The organism is Bradyrhizobium sp. Leo114 (assembly GCF_055229415.2).
On sequence record NZ_JBUYEN020000012.1, the window covers coordinates 141,860 to 159,169 of the forward strand.

General features: G+C 61.3%; 10 protein-coding genes. 2 read left to right on the forward strand and 8 right to left on the reverse strand.

Features of this window, described 5'->3' with window-relative positions:
• Positions 1-266: 266 nt before the first annotated feature.
• From ACZIRK_RS17065 to ACZIRK_RS17075, 3 genes are all read right to left on the reverse strand, one after another.
• Positions 267-2,675 carry a hypothetical protein gene (locus ACZIRK_RS17065; RefSeq protein ID WP_463327776.1) on the reverse strand — a complete coding sequence of 803 codons (2,409 nt, stop codon included), beginning with the start codon at positions 2,673-2,675 and terminating at the stop codon, positions 267-269.
• Positions 2,676-3,881: 1,206 nt separating this feature from the next.
• On the reverse strand, positions 3,882-5,480 hold the full coding sequence (locus ACZIRK_RS17070) for an FAD-binding oxidoreductase (RefSeq protein WP_463327777.1): 1,599 nt from the start codon (positions 5,478-5,480) through the stop codon (positions 3,882-3,884).
• Between the two features lie 76 nt (positions 5,481-5,556).
• A complete protein-coding gene (locus ACZIRK_RS17075; RefSeq protein ID WP_463327778.1) occupies positions 5,557-6,726 on the reverse strand; it encodes a saccharopine dehydrogenase family protein in 1,170 nt (389 codons plus the stop codon).
• An 820-nt stretch (positions 6,727-7,546) separates the two neighbouring features.
• On the opposite strand from ACZIRK_RS17075, the gene ACZIRK_RS17080 reads away from it, so the two are divergent.
• Positions 7,547-8,236 carry a Crp/Fnr family transcriptional regulator gene (locus ACZIRK_RS17080; RefSeq protein ID WP_463327779.1) on the forward strand — a complete coding sequence of 230 codons (690 nt, stop codon included), beginning with the start codon at positions 7,547-7,549 and terminating at the stop codon, positions 8,234-8,236.
• Between the two features lie 1,064 nt (positions 8,237-9,300).
• Entirely contained in the window at positions 9,301-10,404 is a 1,104-nt protein-coding gene (gene dinB / locus ACZIRK_RS17085; RefSeq protein WP_130225187.1) for a DNA polymerase IV, read from the forward strand.
• Positions 10,405-10,465: 61 nt separating this feature from the next.
• Here dinB and ACZIRK_RS17090 read toward each other — a convergent pair whose 3' ends face one another.
• The 5 genes from ACZIRK_RS17090 to ligD form a co-directional block, all read right to left on the reverse strand.
• Positions 10,466-11,083: a cell envelope biogenesis protein TolA gene (locus ACZIRK_RS17090; RefSeq protein WP_130225186.1), complete on the reverse strand. Its 618-nt coding sequence runs from the start codon at positions 11,081-11,083 to the stop codon at positions 10,466-10,468.
• A 24-nt stretch (positions 11,084-11,107) separates the two neighbouring features.
• Positions 11,108-12,013 (reverse strand): ribonuclease Z, encoded by a 906-nt coding sequence (locus ACZIRK_RS17095; protein WP_130225185.1) that lies wholly within the window; start codon positions 12,011-12,013, stop codon positions 11,108-11,110.
• An 80-nt stretch (positions 12,014-12,093) separates the two neighbouring features.
• Positions 12,094-13,020 carry a non-homologous end joining protein Ku gene (ku, locus tag ACZIRK_RS17100; protein WP_130225184.1) on the reverse strand — a complete coding sequence of 309 codons (927 nt, stop codon included), beginning with the start codon at positions 13,018-13,020 and terminating at the stop codon, positions 12,094-12,096.
• 369 nt (positions 13,021-13,389) lie between these two features.
• A complete protein-coding gene (locus tag ACZIRK_RS17105) occupies positions 13,390-13,944 on the reverse strand; it encodes a hypothetical protein (protein ID WP_130225183.1) in 555 nt (184 codons plus the stop codon).
• A 2-nt stretch (positions 13,945-13,946) separates the two neighbouring features.
• Positions 13,947-15,791 (reverse strand): DNA ligase D, encoded by a 1,845-nt coding sequence (gene ligD, locus ACZIRK_RS17110; RefSeq protein ID WP_130225182.1) that lies wholly within the window; start codon positions 15,789-15,791, stop codon positions 13,947-13,949.
• Positions 15,792-17,310: the final 1,519 nt, after the last annotated feature.

The window sequence follows — 17,310 nt, forward strand, 5'->3', positions numbered from 1 at the left end:
TGGAAGGGGTAAACTAGAGTGTGCAAGCGCACCCGAATACCGAGTTGACGCTGGCAGGTCGAAAGTCCCTTATGGGCCAGAAACAGAACTTGGCCGCGCACCGGACAAGCGCAAGATTGAGCCCGAAGCGGAAGGTGCGGCCAGGGACGGCCCACCCCAGAGAATTCCCGTCACGTCGATGAGCAAGCCAGGGCGCAGCACCGCTGAGAGCCGCAAATGTCGCGTTTCAATTTCTATTCACTTCGTCGTCGCGCCACCCCGATATCCTATACATTCGTAGGCTCGCTCGGGTGCAGGGATCGGAGAGTGGTGTGGCCGGATCGGGCGCCAGCGGACATCAACAACACTGCAGGAGCGGCGACCAGGAGATAGCAGGCGGCCCCAATCCTGAGCGTCGTATCGATACTGAAGGCAATGCTGGTGGCAACGGCGACGCTTGCGGCGAGCACGCCTGCAGCACCGTTGATGCCCCAGAACCATGGCGTGGGGACCGTGCTGATTGCAGAGACCAGTCGCATGCCGGTGGGAAATCCAAAGCCCATCAGCAAGCCTGCCGGCGCCAAGACAAGAAGACAGAGGCCGGCGCGAACGAGCAGGCCCGCTCCACCAAGATCGACCAAGAGCGGAGGCAGCCAGAACGGCAACGCAAACAAGTAAGCGGCACTCGCCACGCTCCAGGCTAAGACCTTGCCCGTTCCGGCAAGGCGCATGCGCTCGGATGCCAGGCTGCCGAAGCCCGTCCACAGGATCAGGCTGAACAGAACGACACTCAACGCGTAGACGGGATGACCGAGGAAGACGCTCATCCGCTGTAGCAGAGCGATCTCGACCATCATGAACCCGCTCCCGATCAGAACGAAATAAGCGGTGCCGCCCACGGCCAGCTGCCAGCCGGCTTCTCTGACCGTCGGCTGCAGCGGAACGATGATCGTAGCGGCGACCAGCGCGACCGAAATCAGAACGAGCATGGCAAGGGTCAGCGTCGCGATCAGGTTGCCCGCGAACACCCCGGTGTGGGTGAAGTGCGACAACACGTCCGCGTCCAACAACGTGGCGAACCACAACTGGTTGAAGAAGAAAGGGCGCGCATCGGTCGGCGGCGTGAGGTCGAGATAGAAGCCGGTGGTCGCCCGGTCGAGCATGCGACGGTCCGTAGCACTGACGATCTTCTCGAGCACTACGGATGGCGCGGACATGTTCGGGTTTAACAGCACGGTGAATTCATTGGCATTGGCGGCAACCTCGAGCGCCCTGAGCGCCGCCGGCGAGAGCGGCGACTTCGTCACGATCAGTGTCGCAACCTTCCCGGCTGCGGCGAGAAAGAGGTGGCGGCGGGGCTCGGCGGCGCCGCTTGCAAGAAGGGTTGCGACGGCAAGGCTGACCAATCGCCCGGTCTCGTTCACTTCGCCGGGCGCGTACCAGCGACTCACCGTGAACAGGCCACTTGGGGTAAGCCGATCGAGAAAGCGTTGCCAGGCCTCGACTGTGTAGAGACCATTTTCTGTGAGCGTGAAGGCGCCGGCACCTGTCGCCGCCCAGGTATCGATCAGGCTCATCTGGATGACATCGAAGGAGCGCGGTGTGCGGGCAAACCAGCTGCGCGCCTCGTCGACCTCGAACTTCACCCCATCCAATGCGGCAACAGCCGAATAGCCGGAAAAGTGGCGCTCCAGGACGTCGATGATGATCGGATTGATCTCGACGCCCGTCACGTCCCTCAGGCCGAAGAGGCGTTGCGACAGGACGTCCCGACCGCCGCCCACGCCGATCACGGCACCCGTTTTCAGGCCCGGGATGGCATAGGCAAGGTTGGTCACGTCATAGCGCAGGAACTCCAGGTTCGCGAGGACCCCATCGAAGCGGTATAGGGCGGTGCCGGCGCCGCCGTCGATATTCAGCGCGCGCTGCTCGATGGTCGAGTGCGGCAAGCGAGCCGAGGCGCCGAACATCGCCGGCGGGACGGTTTCGCTCCGACTGACGGTGATGCGGGAAAACGAATTCCAGCGATCGAACGCAAGGTCGGCCGGCGTTTCCACGTGATCCTTGATGATCAGCGGTCGAACGCCATAGGTCGTGAGCGTGTTCGCAATCGCAAAGAGTAGGCAGCTTATGAAAATGCTTCGGCGGTAGCGAAAGAGCTTTGACCCGAGCGACGTGGGTTCGGGCAGGGTGCCGAGTCCGGAGCCGGCGAAGCCGAGTGCGGCGAGCCCGATGAGCGCACCGATCCACAACACCGCTGATGGCCCGCTCATCAAATTTAGGAGCATGAGGACACCGATGGACCCAGCGGCCGCACCGATCAGATCCGCTCCGTAGACATTTCCGATTGCATAGGGACTGCGCGTTAGGGCCAGGCTCACGACAACGCCCGAAAAGAAGAATGGAAGGGCAAGACAGAGCGCGAATTCTGTCCAAGCGACCAGGGAGGTGAGGGATGGCGAAGCACCTGTTACCAACGTCAATTGCACGAGCATGGCAAGATCGGTCGTTAATGCGAAGGCCAGCGCCGCCACGGCCAGGTCGTAGGACAGTTGCGCCGGTCTGAACCTCTCCCTGCGCAAATAGACAAAAACCGCGCCGGCGGTCAGGCCGAACATGGCAATGCTGATGACAAAGAAGGCCAGGTGGTACCATGAGACAACAGAAATGATTCTGGTCTCGATAATCTGCAGCATCAGCGTCGCTGCCGTTACCAAGCCAAGAGCCACATAGAATCGGACTCTTCGGCCGGTTTCGTCTCGCGATTTCGCTTTCGGTAGATGCACGCGCCCTCCCCGCCGATACGCGGCTGCCGAGCTGGGCCCAGGGTGATCTGGGTTAGCAATCTTTCCGTACGGCCTTGCGATGGCCCACAATAAACGTTGTCCTTCACTCCACAACAAACGTTACCCAGACAGAACGCAGAGGCATTTGGCGCGGCAATTAGAGCAAAAGTGCGCCTGAACATTTCAGGTTCAACGCGCAGAGAACGCGGCCCCAAGTCGCGGTGGCAGCGTCGCCCGTTCAGCACGCGCGAATGCTATCAACGCACGCGCCAGAGTAACGCGCCGTATCTGCGAAACTGTCGACTTTTGCAATAGTATCTGCCAACAGGTGATAATTCGGAATGAAGAGGCCGCCAACTGAGGCGGCCTTACCGTAGGCCAATCCGGACCACAGCCATTTCCGCGATCTCTCACGGCTCGCTGATGCCTGTCGCGCCGACCTCGATAACCTTGCGAGCGACCATATTGCAAAACGGGTCGTTACGATCAACCACGCCCAGCAAGTTTCGAGCGTGATTGAAGGCCTTGTTCAAAAGCTCGATTTCACCCTGCTTATAGGCACTGGATTTTCGTTCACGGCCGGAGAACTACGGAAGGAGCCCTGACCCTTCACGAATGTGCTGCGCTTCGGCACTTGGATCGGCGTCAAATAAGGATGCCGCCAAGGTGCTGGGGCCATGTTTTTGTTGGCGGTCGCGTGGCAAATCCACGGTCTCAAGCGCATATTCCGGCGATGGCGACAATCGTCCGATGGAATTGCGGCGCCGAGTACCGACGCACGGAAGAGAAGTTCTTGGTGCCGCATACGGGTGACGCGATCTGCACGGTCTGCGGAGCTGCGCTGGAATCATGGTCGGAACGCACCCACGTTCCCATTTATGAGTTTGTAGAACCTCCGGACAGAAAGCCGGAGTGATTAGCGTGACGGGCGAAAATCCCCTCATGTCTGTTCACGCTCCTTCGCGTCGATCTGACCGTCCGCCGGCCACTTCCGGTCTTCCCGCTTAGCCAACATTCTCAGAGTCCGTCGGCATGTCTCAAACATGAAGAGCGGACTCGTGCACTGCAGCAAACAAAACAATTATTCGCTTAGTCCCGTTGGCGCGTTGATCCGCGTTACGGATCGATAAGCACTCCCGGGTTAAGCATGCCTTGCGGATCGAGTTCTCTTTTTGCTGCCCGAAGCGCGGCCGCGAAAAGCCCCGGGCGCTGACGATCGTACCACGGCCGATGATCACGCCCGACAGCGTGATGATGCGTGATCGTACCACCCGCCTCAATCAGCGCGTCGCTGGCCGCATTCTTGATCGCCTGCCACTGCTCTAGAAGAGCACCGTGTCGGCCGAGCGCGTGGAAAGAAAAATAGGGCGCGGGCCCGTCCGGATAGACATGGGTGACGCGGCATGTGACCTCGCCTTTTAGGCCAGTCGCTTCGAAGATCGATCGTTCCGTTGCCGCCTTCACTTTGTCGTGGTTACTTTCGAACCGATCCCAGGTGATAGCGGTCTCAAACGTGTCGTTGATGAGACCAGCCGGCGTCAAAAACTCGCGCGCATATGGCATGCGAATAAATGCGTTCCGCCAGATCCCTGCTGCGCCTTCGAGATTTGCATCGCCGGCTTTTGCGGCCTCTGGCGTCCCGCCGTGGTCGGCGCAGCATTCGAGCGCACGTGCCATCCAGGCGTCCGGCGAATGGTCGCCGGATTCAAAGCCGAGCACCATGATCGCGACACTGCCGTCGGCCGCACCGGTGTTGAACGCCTCTTGCGCGTCAAGGATGCGGCAGTTCGACGGATAGAGGCCGGCTTGTGCGATGGCGTGCAATGCGCGTGCCGCCCCGAAGAACGACTGGAAACGAACCGATGCGCCGGTACGGAATTTCGGACGTGGCTGCAATCGCATCCAGGCCCGCGAAATCACGCCGAGCGTGCCTTCCGAGCCTATGAACATGCGGTCGGGACTCGGCCCAGCACCCGATCCTGGCAATCGACGCGTTTCCAGTATGCCGCGCGGCGTCACGACGCGCAGGCTTTCGACGAAATCGTCTATATGCGTGTAGAGACTGGCGAAATGACCGCCCGATCGCGTCGCGATCCAGCCCCCAAGGGTTGAATATTCGAAACTCTGCGGAAAATGCCGCAACGTGACGCCGTGCGGCTTAAGCTGGTTCTCCAACGATGGACCATAGGCGCCGCCTTCGATCAGTGCGGCGCGCGATATCTGATCTACCTCGACAACCTTACCGAGATTGCGTAGATCAAGTGTGACGGCCGCCTTATAGCGAAGCCCATCGACTCGCGGCTCGACGCCGCCACAGACGCTCGACCCGCCCCCGAACGGCGTCAGCGAGGCGTTGACGCCACCTGCCCAGTCCATCACGGCGGAAATCTCTGCTTCATTGCGTGGATATGCGACTACGTCGGGCGCGCTCTCGTAATCGCCGAGCATGGCTCGCACGTAGTCTGGATAGGATTTGCCGTAGGTATGCGCGACCCGGTCGTAGCGTTCGCTCGTACAGAAAGCGGCGAGTGAGGTCGGCAGCGCAACGCGCGGCGCCCGCAGGTCCAGGTCCTCAAGACGCGGCACGACTTTTGTCTCAAACGCATCGCGCGCGAATTTCGCGTGGTAGCGGCCGAGCACGAAAGCCTGCTCCTCAGCAGTCATGCCTTCGTCTTCGCGGCCCCAGCCGTAATGCTTTAGCCTTGCGCCGCTCATGGCATCCTCCCTGTTTTTCTGTCTGTGATGAGATAGCCGCGATATTCAGCACGCCGCTGCAGTCCTGAGCATTACCTCAACGCGTGCTGAAGGTGAGGCCGGCGCGCTCCTTCAGACGCTTGCGCAACGCCGGCCCCATCAGCGCGCCCGGCGTCCAGGTACCGCCCTCGCCCTGCACTTCGCGCACGAGGCAGAGAGCGCTCTCCGCGATCATCTTGCTGGTTGAGCCGTAGCCAGGATCGCGGTCGCCCGTAACCACCGCCTCGACCCGCCCGCCATCCGGCCGCTCGCCCAGGAAGAGGATGTCGTAGAAGCCCTTCTCGCGCTCATCCCGAGTGGGGCCTCCGCCGGGTTTGAGACCGCCGGTCCTGAACAAGGAAACCATCGTGGCGAACGTCTCCGTTGTCACGCCAGCGATTTCCCCAAGTCCCGGCGCGACCATCATCTCGTCGTAAACGAAGTCCGTGCCGTAGGGATGACCCAACAGGAAATTCGTGCGGTGCACGTTCTTGGTGTTGATCGGCGCCATGGGGAACGGCACGAGCCACACGTTCATGCTCGCGTCGTATTCGGGAATGAGGCCTGACGGCTGAGACGGCCCGGTGAACCCCGGCGTCAAGGCGAAGGGATCGGTCAGCAGCCGGATCAGGGCCGGGTCGCGCGCGGCGGCAGCCAACGTCGCCTGAGCGCTCGCCGCGGTGCCGCCAGACATGCCGCCTTTCACCTTGCGCAGGCGGGCTTTGACCCGCCGCGCCGGGCGTCCGAACTTCTCGCGCGCCTTCTCCTGCAACGTGAGAACGCCAAGGTCGAACGGGATGGAATCGAAGCCGCAAGAGAAGACGATACGCGCGCCGGTCCGTTTCGCCTCTGCGTGATGGGCGTCGATCATGCGCCGCATCCAAGCCGGCTCGCCGCACAGATCAACATAGGCCGTGCCCGTAGCCGCGCAGGCCGCCACAAGCTCGGGACCGTGGAGCTGATAAGGCCCGACCGTCGTGATGATCACGACCGCACGCTCGCACATCGAACGCAGGCTGGCCGGCTCGGCGGCATCCGCCTTAACCAACGGCAAATCGTCTGGTGCGCCGATGTCGGCACGCACCTTCTGGAGCTTGTCGGTCGAGCGTCCCGCAATCGCCCACGACGGAGCATCCTCGCCGCGATAGGACGTCGCCAGATATTCGGCGATGAGACGGCCCGTGTAACCCGTCGCGCCATAGACGATGAGGTCGAAGTCCCGCTTCACGACGTTGGTCCTCCTCGAGACCCGGGAGACTGACGCTCAGCACGAGCAGCAGAGGCCTTTTGAGGGTCCGCCGCTTCACCGAACCATCGCGTAAACGGAGGATACCAGAGTTCCTGCCTTGGCGTGCGCAACGTTCGGTTGGGCTCAAACTGAGAAGAACTCCGTGTGAGCAAATGTCTTCCGAGTTACCCCTGAAAGCGGACATCGCTCACTACGGTCGGCATGTCCATAGGTGCCATAACCGGAAGCCGCTAAATCTGTTACCTCTTGGCGATTAGAACGCCATCGTGCCAATGCGGGGAGCGGCTAGTCCACCACCCGTCAGCACTGTTCGCCCGTTCCTATCGATCGACGCACCGGTCCAATTTTAACAATTGTATGACACGCGGAATGCGCCAAAGGCCAGCTGCCCCTCATATTCGACATGGGTGGAACCGAAGATCGGTGCTACGCAGCGCGGGTGGAGAAGAGCACCTTTCGCAGCTTGCGTATTTTCGCGCTGCAACTGCATCGAGACTGCCGTTTGCACTGACTCTCTTCCCTTACTCGCCGTGCGCATGTCGCCGGCGCAAGCCCCTAAAATTGATCCGTTCGTGTCGATGAGGACTCACGCTTGAGCCGACATCCAGTTGGAATATCCGAATTTGCAAGTGAGTTGGATCTCAGCGCGAGTAGCGACAGCAGATCTAAACATATGTTAAGGCCGCCGCTTCGCACCACCCGGAATGAAGTGCCTCACCGCGGGTCATCTGCAGTGACGCGTCCGGGCGGAATGCCTAACTGTCTCCTGGCCACACTGCCGGTATCGGATCTCGATCTGTTGCGGCCCGCGCTGGAGACGGTCGCGCTCGATCAGGACGCGATCCTTGCGCGAGCGGGGGACGAGATCGACTATGTCTTCTTCCCTCACAGCGGCGCCATCTCGCTGATGATCGACATGGCGGACGGGCAGACGGTCGACACCGCCGTCGTCGGGCGCGAGGGGGCACTTGGCCTTCTTTCGGTGCTCGGGTCGTCACCTTCGGCCACTACCGCGATCGTTCGTGCAGCGGGCACCGCCTCGCAAATCCCCGCGTCGCGATTTCGCGCCGCTTTCAACCGGAGCCCTGCGATCCGGCACGCGGTCCAGATGCACGGCAGGGCGATGCTGATGCAGTTTCAGCGGGGCGCGGCCTGCAATGCACTGCATCCGGTCAAAGACCGCATGGTCCGATGGCTACTCCATTTTTGCGACTGCATCGACCTCGACGTTCTTCCGCTCACGCAAGAGGCCTTGTCGCAAATGCTCGGTGTGCGACGAACGACGGTGACGCTCCTGATGCGCGATCTGCGCGCATCCGGAGCGATCAAATCTGATCGACGAGGCCGAATCGAGATCGACCGGTTGCGGCTCGCGGCCGCGGCGTGCGAATGCCACGGCAATATGCGAGTCGAATTCGAGAAGATCTTCGCGATGAACACGGCCCGACCTATCTCATTGGACGTGCCAGATGAAGGGCGTATCCCCTGAAGGGAAGCGTGGTTTTGCATCACAGTAAATCCAGTTGTCCATGTCGCAGAAGGGTCAAAGGCGGCGGCCGACCCCTGAGTGGGACGACTTCCGCTCTACCTCTCGCTTCAGACATGTCGCTGCGGCACCCAACCAACGCGATGGGCCAAAGGACTAAACCGCTCGCGCGGCTGGCGGCGGAGCCAAGAGGATAGCGCAACGGGGCGTCCTGTCTTGAGATTGAGGGGTTGCGACAACCTCACTCATCGCTCGTGAGGGTGCGCCGGCCGGCGTTTCCTACCAGGCTGCGGCTGCCGCGATCGCTGAAGTGCTCGATTCGATCGGAGATACCTGCCCGGAGTGCCCGCCTTAGACTAGCGAAAGCGGGGACGGCGCTTTTCGCGCATTCGACCGATCGCCAACAAGGCTCCGGCGATGGTAGCCGCGGCGCTGCACGTCCTGACGGATTTTCTCGCTCACCGACCGTACTGCGCGTTTCTTCTTCCGCCAGTTGCCGCTCAAATGCAAAGGAACGGCGTGCCCCCGTGGAATGACCAGGAGATCGTTCCGGCCGTTCAAATACACGTCGTACATGCCTATCCCCCTTTGGCGCGACCATAGACCGGTGCGCCGTCGGCTTGGTGATATGTCGGCAACAGCTGCGGCTAAGGTGAGAGTCTTCACGCGGTCTTCCCTCGCGAGAGTCTCTGCAGCCCTGCTGCGCTACGACTTCGAGCGATCCCAGCGTCCTCTTCCCTTGCTGCGCAGCCCGCACCAGCTTCTTGGCGATGAACTTGCGGTGCTCATGAGAGCCTCCGCTGTTTGGGAGGCCGCGGCAAACGTTGTTCAGGACAACCTCCAGGTTGGCCGTCATTCGCTCATCGAACTTCTGCATCGCAATCATGCGGCATGAACAATGTGATCGCCAAAGAGGTGCAGCGCCGTAACATATCCTCCACTTAGAGACGTTCAACTGCCAGCATCGCCCGGCGATCCCGAGGAGCCAGCACATCCCAGCCCTATCCCCGTTGTCCACTGCTGGCGGGGGAAGCGACCTTGGCAACGGCTTCCTGTATGATTGCCACATGGCATCTGCGGATCAGGATCAGAATAGCGTCGAGGCGCGACAACGTAAGATCATCCATATCGATATGGATGCATTCTATGCTTCGGTCGAGCAGCGGGACGATTCCGCCTTGCGTGGCAAGCCGATCGCCGTGGGTGGGTCCAAGGAGCGCGGTGTCGTTGCCGCTGCGAGCTATGAGGCCCGCAAATTCGGCGTCCGATCAGCGATGCCGTCGGTGACGGCGCGGCGCCTGTGTCCAGACCTGATCTTCGTCAAACCGCGCTTCGACGTCTACAAGGAGATCTCAAGACATATCCGCACGCTATTTGCCGAGCACACCGCGATCGTCGAGCCGCTATCGCTGGACGAGGCCTATCTGGATGTCACCGAGAACTTCCAGAACATTCCCGTTGCGACGGAGATCGCAACCGCCATCAGGGCACAGATTTTGAGTGAGACCGGCCTAACCGCCTCCGCCGGCATCTCCTACAACAAGTTCCTGGCAAAGCTCGCCTCCGACCACCGCAAGCCGAACGGCCAGTTCGTCATCACCCCGAGAATGGGACCTACCTTCGTGGAACAGCTCCCCGTCGAGAAATTCCATGGCATCGGTCCGGCGACAAGTGCGAAGATGAACAGGCTTGGCATCTTTACCGGCATGGACATGCGCCGTCAGACGCCCGAATTCATGAACGCCCATTTCGGTAAGGCGGGCGCCTACTATTACTGGATCGCGCGCGGCGTCGACGAACGTCCGGTCCGTGCGAACCGGCTCCGGAAGTCGGTCGGCGCCGAGACCACGTTCTGGAGCGACCTCTCTGAGTTGAACGCATTGGTCGCTGAGCTCGAGCCTTTAATCGACAAGGTCTGGCATCACTGCGAAAGCACCGGCAATCGCGGCCGCACGGTGACATTGAAGGTGAAGTTTTTCGACTTCGAGATCATCACCCGCAGCCGGTCCTCCCCCGCCGCTATCTCGAGCCGCGAAGACCTGGGACGCTTGGCCGTTGGTCTGCTCGAGAAGGAGATGCCGCTTCCGAAGTTGGTCAGGCTATTGGGCGTCTCGCTATCGTCACTGCAGAGCGAGACGGAGCTTGAACCTCAATTGGATCTGCCGATCTGACGAGATGCGCTTGTGGCTGCAACGGTTGGAGCGCTTCCCTCGGCATTTCGTCCGAGCGCCTTTACTCTCGCGCCCGCCGCAACGCGGCTTCCAGGTGAGCCTTTTCTTTGTCCCAACGGGCTTCTTCGGCCTCAAATCTTTGCTCGAGCGCGTCTCGCTCGGCTTGAATCTCCGAAGCCTTCTGTTCGTGCTTCCGGCGAGCCGACTCCAGGGCGCTTTGCGCCTTCGAGACGGCCTGTTGCCGCCGCTCGCGCTCCTTCTGCCTGATAGCCTCTTCCTTTGCGCGTTCGCGGTCGCGGCGTTTTTGCTCCTTTTCAAAAGCCAGTGCGGCCTTCCGGTCGGCCGCCTCGTCTTCGGTGCGCTTCGGATGCTTCTGCGGCTGTCGGCTCGCCGACTTGCGGCCTGACTTCTTCGAAGTGCCGTCGCCGGCGAGTTCGGTCAGCAGCTCGGCGTGCTCCTTGAAGGGCCCGCTGGAGCCGACGGGACGCTTCAGAACCACGCCCGGGGCGGCCATGGTCGCTGCGATGACATCGGGATCCTCGCTTTGCTTCGCCGCGCCCTGATGGAAAAGGTTGCTGTCGGCGCCCCAGGCCTCCAGAGCCGCTTTCATGGACGGCGCCGCGATCGCCAGGTCGAAGAAGCCCAACGAGGTCTGATAGGCCTTAAGCTTCCTCGCCATTTGCGTGCTCTCCAGCGCGGCCGGTTAGATCACGATGCGGTCGAAATCTCCGGCAACCCGGCTGTTCTGGAATATTTTCCTTGCCTCGGCCAGGATTTCCTCATCGCGGTAGCGGCCGGAGATATGGGTCAAGACGAGCAGCCTGACGTCGCTCTTCGCCGCTAAGGCGGCCGCCTCCGCCGCCGTGAGATGGCCGTAGTCCCGCGCGATCGCCGCGTCGCGTTCCAGAAACGTGGCCTCGAGCACCAGCACGTCGGCGCCGCGGACGTGGTCGGCCAAGCCGTCGGTGGCTTCGCTATCGCCGACGATGACGAGTTTCTTCCGCCCCTCCGGCGGTCCGAGGACGTCTCCAGGATCAATCCTTCTGCCGTCCGCCAGCGTCACCGGCCGTCCTTCCGCCAAATCCTTCCGCACCGGACCGTCCGGTACGCCGAGCGACGCAAGGCGGTCCGGCCGAAGGTGACGGCGGGCTCGATTTTCGAAGGAGAATCCGAAGCTGTCGGTGTCCCGGTGGCGCACCGGAAAGCAGAAGATCGCAAATTCACCAGCGTCGATCACCGGGCCGGCCGTCAGCGGAACGAGCTGCAGTGGGATCGGCGCCCGCCCTTCGCCCCACAGGCCCGCCAGCATCCGGACGACGACCTCGAGCGTGCCCGGGCTGCCGTGAATCGTCATGATCTTGGCGTTCCGCCGCAGCCTCAGGGTCGAAAAGAGCCCCGGAATGCCGAGCACGTGGTCGAAATGGCCATGGGTCAACAGGAGCCGGTGGAGCCGTCGAAATCCGGCGCCGCCCCGCAGCAGCTGGCGCTGCGTCCCCTCTCCACAATCCACCAAGATGCGGTGATCTCCCGCCTCGACGAGAAGTGCCGGATGGTTGCGTTCGGCCGACGGAACGCTTGACGACGTCCCCAAGAAGGTGAGCGCGAACATTCGTGCTGGCGTCTCTCTTATCGCTGCGATTAGCCGAAAACGCTCACGCCCGTTTTTGCTGCGGCGAAATCATGTCCAAGTCAGGCCGACTTTCGCTGTTGCCTGCTTGTCGGCTTCTTCGCAGCCGTCTCCTTCTGCTTCTTGCCGGCGATCGGCATCAACATTTCCTTCTGGCCAGCCGCCGCCTTGCGTGGCGTCTTGGCGGACTTCTTCGGAGCCTTGGTCTCGGCCGCGGCGCCCCCGACGCTGCGCCGCAACGCCTCCATGAGGTCGACGACATTCTCTCCGCGCGGCCGCTCCTTCGGCGTGATCGGCTTGCCGGCGCGCTTCTGGTTGATGAGGTTGATCAACGCCGTCTCGTACTGGTCCTCGAACTTGTCCGGCTCAAACCGACCGGACTTTTGGTTCACGATGTGCTTGGCGAGATCGAGCATATCATTCGTGACTTTGACATCCTGGATCTCGTCAAAATACTCGTCCTCCGAGCGGACTTCGTACGGATAGCGCAGCAGCGTCCCGACCAGGCCCTTGTCCAGCGGCTCGAGCGCGATGATGTGCTCGCGGTTCGTCAGCACCACCCGCCCGATCGCAACCTTGTTCATTTCCCGGATGGTCTCGCGGATCACCGCAAAGGCGTCATGGCCGACCTTGCCATCTGGCCGGAGATAGTAAGGGCGGATCAGATACCGCGGATCGATCTGCTCGCGGTCGACGAACTCGTCGATCTCGATGGTGCGGGTGGATTCCAACGCCACCGCCTCGAGCTCTTCCTTCGACACCTCGATGAAGGTTTCCTTGTCGAGCATGTAACCCTTGACGATGTCCTCGTTGGCAACCTCCTCGCCGGTGTCGGCGTCGACCTTCAGGTACCTGATGCGATGACCGGTCTTTCGATTGAGCTGATTGAACGAGATCTTCTCGCTCTCCGATGTGGCCGGGTACGGTGCAACCGGACAGGTAACCAGGGACAGACGCAGGAAGCCTTTCCAGTTGGCGCGGGGAGCCATGTTACGCAGAACTCCGGTTTGAGACGGCTTGATTCAAGACGACCAAGGAAGGCTAGTTCCGACAATACGGCGCAATTTAATCTCCCGCAGCAGCGCACACTCAATCACGATCATCTTCGGCGAACAAAAAGGAAACGCGCGCGCTGGTCTTTGGAGCATGGCGGCTTCGGCTCCTAGCGGCGCGAGGTCCTTAGCGCACATGCGCAAGAGGTAAAGTCTAGGCGCGATCTATTTCTGGGTGCTGTTCAGCAGGCTGGTCAGCTCGGCTGCTGCCGCCGTCCGTTCCTCCGCCTCCTCCTGCGTGGAGTTAGTCTTCTGCGGGAGGGGAAGGAGAGGAAACGGCTGGTTGCTGAGCAGGTGAGCTGCGACCTAGCCGTAGTCCACTGCAACGACACGTTTTTTTAGCACGCCAAAACTATCGCGCTTGTATTCCGCAGGAACGATGCCCGCCTCTGGCTCGGCGTTGCCAAAAACAAGACAATGGAGGGGCTGGCCGAGGTCACCCCGCCGCCACTCGCCCGCCAACGTGTCGAAATTCTCTTTAACATAGCCGTCACCGCGTGTAACAAATGCGCGGTAGTCGAGCTGTTGCCACTCGCCATCCGTCAGGGGGTCTGCGCGCGGCATCACCACGAGGAAACCGCCAGGAACCGAAAAGCAGACTGGGCAGAGTTCAGACCAGCCTTCGGCTGCAAATTTCCGCTCCTGCATGTTGCTCAAAAGGCCACGCAACAAAAAATCCCACCACCACCGATGGCCTGACCACGTCCATCGCCCAGGAAACTTGAAGACGTAGCGACGCGTGAGGATGATGGTTCGGACGCTCCCGAACCTGCGCTCCGGCAAGCGCGCTTGCAGTGCGTTGCGCGGTCGCTTCGATCGGCGACCATGCTTCGCTTCCGCAAGATAGTCGCTAATCGCCATGCTCAGGCTCGCTGCTTTCCCATGCTTCTTGTCGTGCTACAGGTGGTCCGAAACGGATGCTGCATCGTGAAGACGTCCGGACGGATCCCCGCTTCGATGCGCGCCCAGGTCACGGGCGCGGCGATCGGAAAATGACGGAGTGCCCGCGGCGAATAGGTGCCGATTGCCGTGGTCCCTCGCCCGTTGCGAAGGTAATCGAGAAAAATCCGCCCGTGACGCTTCGCCTGTGCCGAAAGAATGTATTCGTCCGGAAAGCGCGAAGCGAGTTCGGAAACCAGGCGGCGCGCCAAACTGTGCGCCCGATCATGCGGCACGCGGCCCTGAAGCGGCGCCATGAGATGGATTCCCTTGCCGCCGGTCAGCTTGGGCCAGGGATCGAAGCCCTCCGCCCGCAGGAGATCGCGCATTCGCAGCGAACCTTCGACAACCGCATCCCATGGGATGCCTTCACCGGGATCGAGATCGATGACGATGCGATCGGCGAGTTCAACGTCTTCGACGGTAGCGTTCCAGGGATGCAGCTCGACGGCTCCGATCTCGACCAGCCCGAGCAAGCCGTCGAGATGATCAACCCATAGCCGTATGCCTTCCCCTCCTTCGCGCTTGCGGATGCGCAGTTCGTGCACGGCTTGGGGGATGTCCTTCGGAAGCGGTCCCTTGTGATAGAAGGTTGTGCCGCGCACGTGACGCACGAGCTTCAGCGGCCGATGCCCGAGGTGTGGCAGAGCCTTCTGCCACACCCGAGTCCAATAGCTGGCGAGTTCGTCCTTCGACGGAGTTACGGCATCTGGAAGAAGCTGAAGAATATTTTCGCGTGGCACGCCGATCTTCGGTCTTGCGACTGACGAGGGAGCGAGCCGCGGAGCCCGGACTTTCGGCGGCGCGAGATCGTCCCGAAAGCCCTTGAACACGGCGGAACGCAACAAGCCGTCGTCGGTCAGTGCGCCATACTCCACCTCGGCCTTCACCTCAGGTTCGACCCAGGTCGCCTTCGGCTTCTTAACAGGGATGCTCAGCGGGGAAGTTCGGCGGATCAGCGGATCGAGCCGCTCGCGCAATTCGCGGGCGCTCTTCTCGGTATAGCCGGTTTGCACCTTGCCTGCGTAGAGAAGCTTGTCGCCCGCGTGTCGACCCACATAGAGGGACGCGATTCTGCGCGGTCGCGCGCCAAGCTTCTCCACGAACGCGACGATCGGAAACGTCTCGCTCTTCTTGCATTTGAGCTTGACCCACGATTCCTGCCGCCCGGAACGGTACGGAGCGTCTATGCGCTTGGCGACTAGTCCTTCGAGGCCCATCCGGCATGCATTTCTGAAGATTTCGTCGCCATCTGCCAGGACGTGCTCGACGAGGATGAAAGTTTTCGGTGCGTCCGCCAGCACGTGCTTGAGAAGCTCCTTGCGCTCCTTAAGAGCTGCCGCCCTCAGATCATAGCCATCCAGGTAGAGCAGATCGAAGGCGTGATAGTGGAGTTGTGCGCTCTCCCGCCTGCCGAGCTCGCGCCTCAACTGCTGAAAATCAGGCAGTCCGTTGCTGCCGTACACCATGGCCTCACCGTCGATCACAGCACTCTTGACCTTGAGGCGTTCGGCACCATTTGCGATGGACGAGAACTCCTCGGTCCAGTCTAGTCCTGTCCGCGAATAGACCCTGGTTTCATCCGGCCGCAAATGGAGTTGCGCGCGATAGCCGTCGGCCTTGATCTCGTAGACCCATCCTTCACCGCCCGGGGGCCGGTCCCGCTGGACCGGGTCACAGAATTCGATGAAGCCCGGAATCGGAGCCTTCCGCGCGCCGGGGACGCGCGCCAGAGAACGCAATCGGGAACGCAACGCCACCGCACACATGCGGATTTAATAGAGGCGAGACCGAGTCGTTCCATGTATTTCATCGCGTCGCCGCACCCATAGCCATGCTTTCTGATTGGATGCTGCAAATCGTACGGGGCTGGGCCAACGATCAACAGCAGTCGTAGACTTGTTGAACAACCTTACATCGCTGTGCGAACAGCATAGCGGCCGATCGAGCGGGCAGAGATCGGCCGCGGTCAGACATATCCGTAGCGACGTCCCAGCAGGCAAGCGCTGACTTTCATCAGCGCCCGCGGGATCCTCCGGCAGTCGGTCGCCGCGCACGCGACATGCTGATCCAGACGAACCAGCAAGAGAGAATGCTGATAGACGTCGAGCAACTCCGTTGCGGCGACGTCGAGAACTGCAAGGCATGCCGACCGCCGATGCAACGGTCGTCAGGCCGTAGACATCGATGTGGCGATCGCTGCGAATTAGTGCGTAGTAAGGTCCCAGAGCATCATGGGAGAGAGCCGGAATTGGAAAGTAACCTCCATCGGTCGCCCTTAACAGCAGATCACTTCGCTAATCCCATGCCGATCGCGGTGAAATTCACCACAGCGAATTGACGAGGACAGCGTACGCGTGCTCGGCGATCGCATTGAGTCACATTGTGGGTTGGCGGCCACAGATGCCGGCGAAGTGTGACATCGGCCTCTCAGATGTGCCTCACCGCGATGGAGGAGCCTGCCGCAGCCGGCTGGGAATGCTGGCCCTCAACCGAGGCCCGCAGAGATCCACGCGCGCAAAACCAAGGATGCCGCCCGAAATATCTCCAAAAGAGACCCGCCAGAGCGTGTTCGGATAGCTGCCGGCGCAAGCCAAACGTGTTGTATTCGCTGCGTGGTCGGCACAGCGTTTTATACACTGCTTGGCCAACGCAGCTTGGCGATCAGGGCAGCTTAGGCCAGTCCTTTGGTCTTCGGTCCTACCGGCATCGTCCTCCAAAATGCAATCCCGCAACCGCGCATTTCGGGTCAACGCGTTCACGCATTGCTCGGTCGCCTCGTCGACCTGTTTTTTGGTCGGATTCACCAATGGGCAGTGCCGGGGGATCTGCGGTGGGGCCACGTAGCGGACCGCGCGTCGCGGGCGGGCGACCACCGAGGTTCGATGCTTGCGCGTTGGACCAGCGGACTCGCCGGACGACTTTCGAGCAGGCTCGGCGCACGCAATGGGGATGCAACGGGTCCACAGGGGACCTGTGGTCACGCACCTATCGACCTCCGGCGTGCAGCCCGCAGGGCAACAGGTTTTCGCAAGCGCAGGCGATATCAGTGCACATGCCAAAACCGGGATTAGCAGCTTAACGTACGGCATGCCTCCCTCGTTCGATTGGCGGGCGCGCCAAAGGTCCAATCCAGCTCAGAGCTGGGGTTTGTAGACAGCCGGACCAAGGGCGAGCCCGACGCTGTAAAGCTCTTACGTTTGCTCCACTCGCGCAATTACCCCAGGAGGGCAGAAGGCCAAACCGAGAGGCCTCCAAATGAGTGCCAACAAAGCGCTCGCGGATAGA